Genomic DNA, 11079 nt, shown 5'->3' with positions numbered 1-11079 from the left:
ACAGGTCCACGATCTCGTAGCGGGCGAACGTCCCCTCGCTCGTGGACACGTCCGCCCCCTCCACAACCGCCCCCGTCGTCGGGCCGGCCGCAGGCAGAAGCGAGGTACAGCCCGTCACGAGGCAGGCTGTCAGGGCGGCCAGGGACGCCTTACGAAGCATTGTTACTCTCCTGACCGGACCGCGCGCAGGTGCGATCCGGCGACGACGCCCGCCTCGGTCACGGCGCACGGGCGGCGCCATCGTGTTCGATGAAACGTGATCCCGAGGTCGCCCGTGAGGGGACTGGGATCACGGCACAAGCCTCCGAGCGGTGGCCGCGTCGGACGATAGCGGCAAAACGCTGCGATCGGATTAACGGATCGTGCACCCAGGCAGGCTCCGACCGGCCCATGCTGGATCCGGCCGCCTATCCATCACCAATGCGTCACGAGGGTGGCAAAGCCAAGCTCTCCCCCTCTCCGGGGAGCGCGATGATCTGACGGAGTTGACGCCCGAGCTCCGCCGCCGTGAGGTCGCGTCGGGCTCCCCCCCCGCCGGCATCCGGTCCGAACCTGAAGATGGCGTAATCCGTCGCCGTGCCGCCGAAACCGGGCCGGCAATTGGGAAGGGCCGGCGCATGATCGCCGAACACGCAGAGGGTGGCCCGCAGGCCTTCCAATCCGGCGAGGAGGGCTTCCACGGCCCGGCCCGTATTGCGTACATGGGTCAGGTATTGTGCCAGCGGGTCGTCGATACCCGGCAGACGCCCCGGCTTCCACGGCCCGTGGTTCTCCATCGTGATGCCGTACAGAAACAGGGGGCCGCTGCGCGCGCGGACTTCCGCCAGCACGCGGTCGGCCATCGCCGCGTCGCCGACATAGGGTCCCACCCGGGGTGCCTCGGAGAAGTCGTCCTCCATGATCAGGCGATCGAAGCCGAGGCGTGTCACTACCGCGGCGCGGTTGAAGAAGTCGCGGTGGAAGGGATGCACGAAGACGGTCTCGAACCCCGCATCGCGGGCGCGCAGGGGCAGGCTCGTCGGCTCGTGGCCGCCATGGGTGAGGTAGGGGTCGAACACACCGAACCCGAGATCCTCGGCATCGGTACCGGTCAGGACCGCGTGCTCAGTGCGCATCGTGTAGGCCCCGTGGGCCGGCACGCGCAGCCGCCCGTGGAGGGTGGCGCGCTCGCGAATGATCTCCATCAGCGGCAGGGGCGGTCCGCCGAGGCGTACCGGATCGAGGAAGGATTCGAGCTGTACCACGACGATCACGGGTGCGTCGCCCCGCTGGATCGGGGTCGGGAGAGCCGCTCCCCGTTCGGTTCGGCGATGGGCGCGCCAACGAAGGGCATAGCCGAGCAGCGTGGCCGGAAGCCCGAACCGAGCGATGTCGACGTCCAGTGCCGGCGCCGGAAACAAGCGCGCGAGGGCGGCGGCGGCCTTCCCCTCCCCCGAGAGCACCACGCTGCTGACCAGCATCAGCGGGAGGGCCAGGATCGCCAGGATCGCGACGCTCGGCTCGACCGGCAGGATGGTCGGCTCGATCGCATACCAAGCGGCGACCACTGTGAAAGCGACGATGAGCGGCCCGGCCATGCGAGGGTCGCTGAGCGGGCGGGTGTAGTAGAGCTCCGGATGGCGCGGCACCTGCCGCAGGAGGGCGAAGTCGCTGAACACCAGCGGTTCGCCGATGATGCCGCGTTTGAGCCGGCTGACGATGGTGAGGATCAGAATCGTCAGGACGCAGGAGACGCCCGCGAGCCAGGGACGCCAGGAGAACTGAAACCAGAACGCCATCACCCATCCGTAGCCCGCGAGGCGGATCGCGAGGTCGCGGGGACGCAGGCTCACGGGCCGCGCCTGCCCACCCTCGCGGGCCTCGATGGCCAGACCGAGCAGCAGGGCGAGGGTCAGACTGAGAAGAAAGGTCATTGCGGCGTCAGGGCTTCCGGTCCGGAAATCGCTCGACGCCGCGCTTGGCGCGAAGGCGTCGGATGAGAGGGTTCAGCAGAGCGTAGCGCATCCGCATGTTGAGAATCGCCGTTCGACTCATGGCGAGGCGCGAAGGACCGGCCGCATCGCGAGCGGCGGCGAGGCGATCGAGAAGGCGCTCGGCCGAGCACGGCTTGAGAGTGACCGGATCGAGGTAGAGCGGGTAGAGCAGGAGGGCGCCCGCCACGAGTTCGTCGAGCGCGAGCCGGCGCCCCCGATCCGCGCCCGGGGCCAGATCCTCGGTCAGGCCCCATCCGGCGTAGAACGGACGCCCGTGGACCGCGACGGTGCGGCCGCGGATCAGGGCTTCGAAGCCCGCCAGCGAGGTCATCGTCTCGACGTGGTCGACCCGGTCGAGCAGATCCACGATGGAGAGCCCACCGACGATCCGGTCGGCGAGGGTGAGAGCCTCGGCCTCCGGGATTGCACCGGTCCGGAACCCGGCCTCCACGTCGGGATGCGGCTTGTAGAGCAGGAACGCGTCCGGGTTCCGGGCCCGGGCGGCTCGCAGCAGATCGCGGTTCGAGCGCACCACCGGGGAGCCGTGCATCACCGAGGCGTCATCCTCGACCTGGCCGGGGACGAGCACGATCCGGCGATCGCGCGGCCAGTCGCCGGACTCGTCGGTGAGACCGACATTGTATTTGGTCAGGCGGCGGGCGATCACGAGTTCGCGCAGGGCCTTCGCCCGCGCGACGAGGTCCGGCGGGAAGGTCGACGTCCGCAGGAGAAAAGCGAGCCGGCTCTCGGTCCGTGGATCGTAGTAGATCCCGCGATCGTCGACGACGATCGAGGCGCCGGGGGCGAGGCCGGCCCCGAGGCCCACGGAACGCAGAAAACCGTCCTCGATCCGCGCGAGAGGCACGCCCGCTTCGGCGCAGAGCGGCCCCAGCCGTTCCGGCATGCGCGTGGCCCAGACCCGGACCTGGGCCTGGTGCGCCCGTGCGGCGGCCACGGCATCCTCCGCCGTCATGGTGTGGATCGGTGGTCCCTGCGGACCGACCATGAATGCGTCGAGAACCGGACGCTTCCAGCCCGAGATGCCGACCAGCACCGTCCGTGTCTCGTTGTCGGCGAAGCGGTCGCGCAGCCATGCGACGCGGTCGAGGCAATCCCCGAACTCGATCGGGGCCCGCGTCCAGGGATCGAAGTAGTGGATCCCCGTGCCGTAGCGCAGAACCACGAGCTCCTGCGTCGTCGGAGGTGCGGACATGTCACCCGGACGGCCGACGTCGCACCCGGCGAGACGCGCCTCGCAGGCCGTCGCCCAGTCGTCGACGAAGACCCGGCGAACCCGTTCGAACAGCGCCCAGGGATCGACCGGGGATGGGATGACCCGCAAGTGCGGAGAGAGGCTCGGCGACAGGTCCGCGCATCCGCTTGAGCCGGCAGCGAGGAACGTCCTGTCCGGGTGCGCCGCCAGCACGCGCATCACGAAGGCCCGAAGGCGGGCGCCGGAGCGGGCGACGGCGCCCTCGACGAGGATGAGGGACGGATCGGCGAGACCGGACAGGGCCTCCGAGATGGCCTCGACGGTCCGGCGGGAGAACCGATTCCGTCCGAAGGTCCGGGCGCGCAGCAGCGCCTCGGTGTCGACCTGCCCAAGACAGGTTGCGTGGCCAGCGTGGTCGACGCGGAGGCTCGCCATCCCCGTGTTGGGCTTGTCGTAGGGAGACAGCAGGGGACCCGGTCCCACGATCACGGGACGTGCCAGGCGCTGCGCGACGCTGCGGAGAACGCCGGAATCCCAGACCACGGGCGCCGCCCCGGGACGCCAGCGGGAGGCGAAGGGGACGTCCAGCGCGGTCGAGATCTCGGATCGCAGCGCGTGAACGCGTCCGCCTGTGGATAAGAGGGATGACGGCAGGGTCGAGGGCATGCGCACTTTCGGATCGACGTAACCGGCCGCTGCCTTAGCATCTTCGGGGCTCCGAGGGGCGTGAGTCGGGGGAGAGCGCTCGCCCGGGCCGGGCAGCCGCACCGCAGGGGGCGTTGCCGTAAAGGCACAGGCCACCGGAAATCCATTCCGGCCCTACGAGCGCCCAATTGCTGGGATGGGAGTCCCGTGCGACGGATTTGACCGTCCAGGGTGGCCCGCCATTGAACGGGCGCAGGAGCAGGCGTCGGAGAGAATGCTTCAGCCCCGCGCAGACATGCATCGCGACGGACAGGCGACGTTCCTCTTCCTCCAGGGACTCGCATCACCCTTCTTCGCAGACCTGGGCCGCGCCCTGGAGGCGCGCGGCCATCGGGTGCGGCGCATCAATTTCTCGTCCGGCGACTGGCTGTTCTGGCGCCTCCCCTCGGACAATTACCGGGGCCGCTTCGACAAGTGGGGCGCCTACGTCGCGGACTACGTCCGCACGCACGGCGTAACGGACATCGTGCTCTTCGGAGATTGTCGGCCCTACCATGTCGCCGCCACGGCCGCCGCCCAGCCCTTCGGCGTCCGATTCCACGTCTTCGAGGAGGGCTATCTCCGGCCGAACTGGATCACCTGCGAGCTCGGCGGCGTGAACGGCAACTCGGCGCTGCCGAAGACCGCGGACGAGATCCGCGCCGTGGCCCGCCGCCTGCCGCAGCCCGGCCGCGCGATGCCGTCGAGCGGCGACATGGCCCGGCGCAGCCTCTGGGACGTGGCCTACAACATCGCGAATTTCGGCTTCCCGTACTTCTTCCCGCATTTCCGCAGCCACCGGCCGCATCACATCGCGGTGGAATATGCCGGCTGGATCAAGAAGTTCGCCCGGCGCGCCCATACGCGGCGCGAGGCGGCACGACTGAACGAAGCCTACACGGCGATCGGCGTCGATTATTTCCTGCTGCCGCTCCAGCTCGACAGCGACTACCAGATCCGCGTCCATTCCCCCTTCCTGGGGGTCGAAGGCTTCATGGATCGGACGATCGCGTCCTTCGCCGCCCATGCGCCGGCGCCGACCCGCCTGCTGATCAAGCTGCATCCCCTCGACAGCGGCCTGATCAATTGGCGCAAGTACGCCCGCCATTCGGCGCGCCGGCACGGGGTCAACGACCGCCTGGACATCATCGACGGCGGCGACCTGCCCAGCCTGATCGCCGGCAGCCGCGGCGTCGTCCTGATCAACAGTACCGTCGGCATGCTGTCGCTCGAACTCGGGTGCCCGACCTGCGCCGCCGGCAATGCGATCTACAATTTCCCCGGCCTCACGCATCAGGGCGGCGTGGACTCGTTCTGGACGGCTCCGACGCCGCCCGACGGCCCCTTGATGGCGGATTTCCGACGCGTCGTCCTGCACCGCTCTCAGATCAACGGCGGCTTCTTCTCCCGCCCGGCCATCGAGCGGGCGATCGCCGGCACCATCCCGCGGCTGGAAGCGACGCTGCCGGCCGCGGCCCTGGCCGCGGCCCGCGCGATCCGGGCGGAGGACAGCGAGCCCCAGGAACTGGCGCCGGTCTATTGATCCGGTCCGGCCGGGCGCGCTAGCAGTCCCGATGCCCGTCATCCTGATCACCGGCGCGTCCAGCGGCATCGGCGCCGCCCTCGCCCGCCACTACGCCGAAGCCGGCACGACGCTGATCCTCCAGGGTCGTGACCGGACCCGTCTCGAGGCGATCGCCGACGCGTGCCGCGCCAAGGGGGCCGCGGTCGAGACCCGACGCCTCGACATCCGCGAGCGGGCATCCGTTGCAGACTGGCTTCAGGGCGCCGACCGCGCCCATCCCCTCGACCTCGTCATCGTCAACGCGGCGATCAACGGCGGCGATCCCGGCGGGGACGTGGAGACCGAAGCCATGGCCTTCGAGACCGTGGAGGTGAACCTCCTCGGCGCCCTCAACGTCGCCCTGCCCTGCGTGACCCTGATGCGGGCCCGCGGCCACGGGCAGATCGCGCTGATCTCGTCCCTGGCGGCCTTCGCGCCACTCCCCGACGCGCCCTCGTACAGCGGAACCAAGGCGGCGCTGCTCGCGCATGGTCTGGCGCTGCGGGAGAAGCTAAAGCCGCACGGCGTGCGCATCAACGTCGTCACCCCCGGCTACGTGAAGACCGCCATGGGCGGCGAGTACCAGGGCTGGCGTCCCCTCGAGCTCAGCGCCGAGGACGCGGCGCGGCGGATCGCGCGCGGCCTGGCCAAGGACCAGGACATCGTCGCCTTCCCGTGGATCCTCGCGGCGGGCGCGCGCGGCGCAGCCCTGCTGCCGGAATTCCTGCGGCGCCTCGGCATGAGCGGTTTCAAGTTCAAGATCCGGGTCGGGCGGTGAGCCGCCCGCGGATCGCGCTGTTCGTGCTAGAGGCCCTGCCGAACGCCCGCGCCGTGCGCCGCTTCGTCGGCGACCACGCGACGGAGATCGCCTTCGTCGGCCTGTCGAACGCCGAACGACCGAGTTCCGGCGGCCTCGTGGGACAGGTCCGGCGCCATCTCGCGCGCTCCGGCCCGGCGATCCTGCCCTATCTCGGCGTCAATTTCGGACTGCCCGATCTCCTCGCGCCGCTCTCGCCGCTGACACGCCGGCTGACCGGCGCCAACAACTCGGCGGGTGCCACGCCCCTGAAGGCGCTCTGTCGCGAGCTTCGCATACCGACGCTGAAGGTCGACGACGTCAACGGTCCGGAGGTGGCGCAGGCCTTCGCGCGGCACACCCCCGATCTCATCGTCACCTTCCATTTCGACCAGATTCTTTCCGGCCCGACCCTGATGCGCGTACCGCTGGGCGGCCTCAACGTCCATCCCGGCCTGCTGCCGCGCCATCGCGGGCCCGTGCCGACCATCCACGCGCTGGCGGAGTCCGAGCCGGCCTTCGGGGTGACGATCCATCGCCTCGCCGTCACGATCGACGCCGGCGCGATCCTTTCGCAGGAAGCGGTCCGCCTGCCGGAGGATACGACGGCGACCCGCGCCTCGGTGATCCTGCACGAGCACGGGCGGGTCCTGCTCGACCGAGCGCTCGCGGACCTCGCTGACGGAGGACTTCCCGCCGGGACGATCGCGCCGGTCCTGCCCTATTGCCCGTTTCCGGACCGGACCCTCCTCAAGACATTGCGTCGCCGGGGCCGCAAGCTCACAGACGGGCGGGACCTGAAGGACGCCCTGGCCTTGAGCGCCCGGGCCTGAACCGGCGCCCGCCTCCTGGGAAGCGGGCGCCGGGCCGTCGTCTTATCGCGAAAACTTCTTGTACTTGATCTTCTTCGGCATCAGCGAATCGGCGCCGAGGCGACGCTTCTTGTCCTCCTCGTAATCCGAGAAGTTGCCCTCGAACCACTCGACGTGGCTCTCGCCCTCGAAGGCGAGGATGTGCGTGGCGATGCGGTTCAGGAACCAGCGATCGTGGCTGATGATGACGGCGCAGCCCGCGTAATCCTCCAGCGCCTCTTCGAGGGCCCGCAGGGTCTCCATATCGAGGTCGTTGGTCGGCTCGTCGAGCAGCAGAACGTTGGCGCCGCCCTTCAGGGTCCGGGCGAGGTGGACGCGGTTGCGCTCACCGCCCGAGAGGGTGCCGACCTTCTTCTGCTGGTCGGAGCCCTTGAAGGCGAAGGCGGCGCAATAGGCCCGGGAATTGATCTCGCGCTTGTTGAAATAGATGATGTCGTTGCCGCCGGAGACCTCCTGCCAGACCGTGGCGTTCGGATCGAGCGCGTCGCGCGACTGGTCGACGTAGCCGAGATGGACGGTTTCGCCGACGGAGATGGTGCCGCCGTCCGGCTTTTCCGCACCGGTGATCATCTTGAACAGGGTCGTCTTACCGGCGCCGTTGGGGCCGATCACGCCGACGATGCCGCCGGGCGGAAGCTTGAACGAGAGATCCTCGATCAGCAGACGATCGCCGAACGCCTTGTTGAGGTGCTCGAACTCGATGACGTTGTTGCCCAGGCGCTCGTCGATCGGAATGACGATCTGCGCCGAGGCGTCGATCTTGTCCTGGGACTTGGCCACCAACTCCTCGTAGCGGGTGATGCGGGCCTTCGACTTCGATTGGCGGGCCTTCGGCGAGGCGGCGATCCACTCCTGCTCGCGGTTGATCGCGCGCTGGCGGGCCATGTCCTCGCGGCCCTCCTGCTGGAGCCGCTTCTGCTTCTGCACCAGCCAGGCCGAGTAGTTGCCCTCGTACGGGTAGCCGCGGGTCCGGTCGAGCTCGAGGATCCATCCGGTGACGTTGTCGAGGAAGTAGCGATCGTGGGTCACGATCAGGATCGCGCCGGGGTACTGACGCAGGTGGCCTTCGAGCCAGTTCACCGTCTCGGCGTCGAGGTGGTTGGTCGGCTCGTCGAGGAGCAGCAGTTCGGGCTCCCACAGCAGCAGCTTGCACAGGGCCACGCGGCGGCGCTCGCCGCCCGAGAGGGTCGCGACGGGCTGCTCGTCGCTGGGGCAGCCCAGCGCCTCCATGGCCTGGTCGACCTTCGAATCCAGCTCCCACAGGTTGGCGGCCTCGATCCGGTCCTGAAGGGCGGTCATCTCGTCCGCCGTCTCCTCGGAATAGTTCATGGCGAGTTCGTTGTAGCGGTCGAGCAGCGCCTGCTTCTCGGCGACGCCCTCCATCACGTTCTCGCGCACGGACTTGTTCGGATCGAGCTGGGGCTCCTGCGGCAGGTAGCCGACCCGGGCACCCTGGGCGACGAAGCCTTCACCGGTCCAGTCCTTGTCGATGCCCGCCATGATCTTCAGCAGGGTCGACTTGCCCGATCCGTTGATGCCGAGCACGCCGATCTTGGCGTCCGGGTAGAAGGACAGGTTGATGTTATCGAGGACTTTCTTGCCCCCCGAATAGGTCTTGGTCAGACCCTTCATGTGGTAGATGAATTCGCGCGCCATGGTGGTACCCCTGTCGTGTCGGCGGCCCGGCGCGCCCTGCGCCTCGACCAGCGGAATCAGCGTGTGCAGTGTTGCGCGGCTGCGTCCGGTCGAACCGGACGGCGTGCCGCGCCAAGAGCGCCGATGCGGTCGGACCTCGGGCGCTCGCCGTCGTCGAACCGCTTCGCGTGAGAGTGTTGCGCCGGAGTATCAGGGCGGCGACCGACCGGCAAGAACGGGGCCGAGAAGAAGGGCCGAGATCCCGGCCTCAGGCGAAGGGGTTCTTCACCGTGTCGGCGGACCGCGACTCCTCCGCGACCTGTTCGGGCAACGGCGCCGCCTCCAGGGCGGCCACGATGGCGGCGAAGGCCGCTGCGAGGGCCCGGGCCCGCTCCAGCCCGCGCGCGTCCCGCGCGAGGTCGAGACTGCCGTGGATGGCGATCCGATCGCGGCCGTTCTCGACAGAGAGACCGCCGATCGTCTGGACGGCCGCGTCGTCCGCGAAGGGCGCGAAGCGGACCGGGCTCGCCTCCGACCGCGTGTCCGACGACCGGTCTGGGTCATGGGGGGCACCCGTCTTCGGCATCGGAACACCCCCCTCAGAAGATGGCACGCATCAGATCGCGCCAGAGACGCCGCAAGGCGCGATGCAGCTGGTCCTTGGCCCAGGACTCGAACGAATCCGTTTCGGGCGCCCGGCGGCGCGGACGCTCGTCGCCTTCGGGCTCGCCCCTGGAATAGGCCCGAGGCTCCGGCAGATCCATCGCCCGTACCTTGGCGGTGGGGACCAGCATCGGAAAGACGTCGAGCCCGGACACCGTGCGCAAGGTGTCGAGGGAGACGGCCTGCCAGGGCGGATTGTCCTGATTCGCCATCAGGTAGGCGCCCGCCTCCCCGGTGGCCGGGTCGTAGAGCGCCTTGAAGAGCTGGGTCGGCACCAGGACGCGCCCGTTGATCACCTGGACGGCTTCGCCGGAATAGATCGGTCCGGTCACGACGTAGAGCGTGCCGCGTCGGGTGGCGAGACGCCGAACGCTCTCCTCGATCGCCGCCCAGAGCCCGCGATTGAGAGCGCGGTCCTGCGGGACGATGTTGGCGAGACTGAAAGATTGCGCCTGGGCCACGCCGGTCGGCATGTCGCCGGCCGGGGCCATGTGGCCGCGGTCGTATCCGCTACGGGCATAATCATCGAGCCGCGCCCGGTCTGCCACCGGCAGCGCATCCTCGTCATGGAAGGCGTCGATGCGGTCGACCCGGCGAGCCGCCGCGACGCTGTCCCGCGTCAGGCGCTCGGCGGCGTAGAGCGGCGTCCGAGAGAGGCCGGAATGGAGCACCGCGAAGGCTTCGTAGCAGAGCGGCACGGCGCGTTCGGCCAGTTTCGGGTTGATGATCTCCGGCCGGCGCCCCTCCGCGAACGCGTCGGCGCAGCCCTCGGCCAGGGCCGCAACCGGTGCGACGCAGAGCCAGGCAGACAGCAGCAGGAGGAATGGACCGACCATGGATCACGGGAACTCAGAAGCACACGCGGACTTTGCGGATCCCCTGTGGGGTCGCCCGCGTGCGATAGCCGCAGGGCCGGCCGAGGGTGCCCTCGAAGGGACGCACATCGCGATCGGCCGGACCGGGTCCTGCCTGGACGCCGCAGGTTCCGGGTGTCCCGCACGGGAACGTGAAGGGCTCGACCGGCGCGTGTCGGCGCACGAGGGACGGGTCGGCGGTACGGCCCGCCGCCCAGGCGGAACCGCTCGCGAGTGTCGCGATCACGGCGAGGCCGGCGGGAAAGCGGAGGAGCGACATGGCCTGCCTCGATGCGGGATCGGCGGACGGGAAAAGACGATCGCACCGTTGATCGGAACGAGCGGTGGGATTACCTGCCGGAGTTCAGGCGTCGGCGCCAGCATCTCCACAGTCACGGCGCGGCGACGGATCGGTCTCCCGCGCTTCGGATTTCGGAATGGAATTGCAGACCGCGCGCGGTCTGTGGGAAAGCGCAAGCGCCCCCTGGCGTGGCAATGCCGCGTAATGACGTTATAAGTGCGATCGAAGGGCCCCGGTTTCGTCTTGGGGCATGCATCGTTCGAGGGTCGGTCCGCGCAGAGCGTTGGCGGCGGGCCGGATCGAGCGGGTGCCAGCAAACGAACGGGTGTGGATTCAGTGTCACGGCAAGAAACCTCGCAAGAGAAGACCTCGCAAGACAAGATCGCGCCGGAGCGGGCGCAAGCGACCGCGGTGACCGCGTCGGAGGCGACGGCGATCCTGGACGGCTTGGCGGAGCCTTCGGCGCTGCGTCTGTTGCCGGAGAGCCAGCTTCAGGCGGTGGCCGGCCGCCGGTCGCTCTGGGC

At 69.3% G+C, this 11079-nt stretch carries 9 protein-coding genes; 3 read left to right on the top strand and 6 right to left on the bottom strand.

Going from position 1 to position 11079, the window contains the following annotated elements:
* Positions 1-425: 425 nt before the first annotated feature.
* Together ASG63_RS18315 and ASG63_RS18310 are read right to left on the bottom strand one after the other, a co-directional pair.
* A complete protein-coding gene (locus tag ASG63_RS18315; RefSeq protein ID WP_056219791.1) occupies positions 426-1913 on the bottom strand; it encodes an LTA synthase family protein in 1488 nt (495 codons plus the stop codon).
* Positions 1914-1920: 7 nt separating this feature from the next.
* Complete coding sequence (locus ASG63_RS18310) at positions 1921-3852, bottom strand: capsular polysaccharide export protein, LipB/KpsS family (RefSeq protein ID WP_056219788.1); 1932 nt, start codon at positions 3850-3852, stop codon at positions 1921-1923.
* Positions 3853-4105: 253 nt separating this feature from the next.
* Between ASG63_RS18310 and ASG63_RS18305 the strand changes: the two genes are divergently transcribed.
* The 3 genes from ASG63_RS18305 to ASG63_RS18295 are packed head-to-tail and all read left to right on the top strand — an operon-like array spanning position 4106 to position 7063.
* A complete protein-coding gene (locus ASG63_RS18305; RefSeq protein ID WP_056219785.1) occupies positions 4106-5413 on the top strand; it encodes a capsule biosynthesis protein in 1308 nt (435 codons plus the stop codon).
* 31 nt (positions 5414-5444) lie between these two features.
* Positions 5445-6212, top strand: a complete 768-nt coding sequence (locus ASG63_RS18300; RefSeq protein ID WP_056219782.1) for an SDR family NAD(P)-dependent oxidoreductase — start codon at positions 5445-5447, stop codon at positions 6210-6212.
* Complete coding sequence (locus ASG63_RS18295; protein WP_056219779.1) at positions 6209-7063, top strand: formyltransferase family protein; 855 nt, start codon at positions 6209-6211, stop codon at positions 7061-7063. The genes ASG63_RS18300 and ASG63_RS18295 overlap by 4 nt, the downstream gene beginning before the upstream one ends.
* Before the next feature lie 42 nt (positions 7064-7105).
* Here the strand turns inward: ASG63_RS18295 and ettA are convergent, their stop codons facing one another.
* The 4 genes from ettA to ASG63_RS18275 form a co-directional block, all read right to left on the bottom strand.
* Positions 7106-8758, bottom strand: coding sequence for an energy-dependent translational throttle protein EttA (gene ettA / locus ASG63_RS18290; protein WP_056219775.1), 1653 nt, complete (start codon positions 8756-8758; stop codon positions 7106-7108).
* A gap of 247 nt (positions 8759-9005) precedes the next feature.
* Entirely contained in the window at positions 9006-9323 is a 318-nt protein-coding gene (locus ASG63_RS18285; RefSeq protein WP_056219772.1) for a hypothetical protein, read from the bottom strand.
* A 13-nt stretch (positions 9324-9336) separates the two neighbouring features.
* Positions 9337-10236 carry a DNA/RNA non-specific endonuclease gene (locus ASG63_RS18280; RefSeq protein WP_056219768.1) on the bottom strand — a complete coding sequence of 300 codons (900 nt, stop codon included), beginning with the start codon at positions 10234-10236 and terminating at the stop codon, positions 9337-9339.
* A gap of 13 nt (positions 10237-10249) precedes the next feature.
* Positions 10250-10534 (bottom strand): hypothetical protein, encoded by a 285-nt coding sequence (locus ASG63_RS18275; protein ID WP_056219765.1) that lies wholly within the window; start codon positions 10532-10534, stop codon positions 10250-10252.
* Positions 10535-11079 lie beyond the last annotated feature (545 nt).

Origin of the sequence: Methylobacterium sp. Leaf94, from assembly GCF_001426045.1 — a bacterium.
Classification (GTDB): domain Bacteria; phylum Pseudomonadota; class Alphaproteobacteria; order Rhizobiales; family Beijerinckiaceae; genus Methylobacterium.
This window is presented reverse-complemented; position numbering and strand designations above follow the sequence as displayed.

Coding starts and splice junctions, on each gene's coding strand:
- ASG63_RS18315 (WP_056219791.1), bottom strand. CDS start 1,913: ATGACCTTTCTTCTCAGTCTGACCCTCGCCCTGCTGCTCGGTCTGGCC.
- ASG63_RS18310 (WP_056219788.1), bottom strand. CDS start 3,852: ATGCCCTCGACCCTGCCGTCATCCCTCTTATCCACAGGCGGACGCGTT.
- ASG63_RS18305 (WP_056219785.1), top strand. CDS start 4,106: ATGCTTCAGCCCCGCGCAGACATGCATCGCGACGGACAGGCGACGTTC.
- ASG63_RS18300 (WP_056219782.1), top strand. CDS start 5,445: ATGCCCGTCATCCTGATCACCGGCGCGTCCAGCGGCATCGGCGCCGCC.
- ettA (WP_056219775.1), bottom strand. CDS start 8,758: ATGGCGCGCGAATTCATCTACCACATGAAGGGTCTGACCAAGACCTAT.
- ASG63_RS18285 (WP_056219772.1), bottom strand. CDS start 9,323: ATGCCGAAGACGGGTGCCCCCCATGACCCAGACCGGTCGTCGGACACG.
- ASG63_RS18280 (WP_056219768.1), bottom strand. CDS start 10,236: ATGGTCGGTCCATTCCTCCTGCTGCTGTCTGCCTGGCTCTGCGTCGCA.
- ASG63_RS18275 (WP_056219765.1), bottom strand. CDS start 10,534: ATGTCGCTCCTCCGCTTTCCCGCCGGCCTCGCCGTGATCGCGACACTC.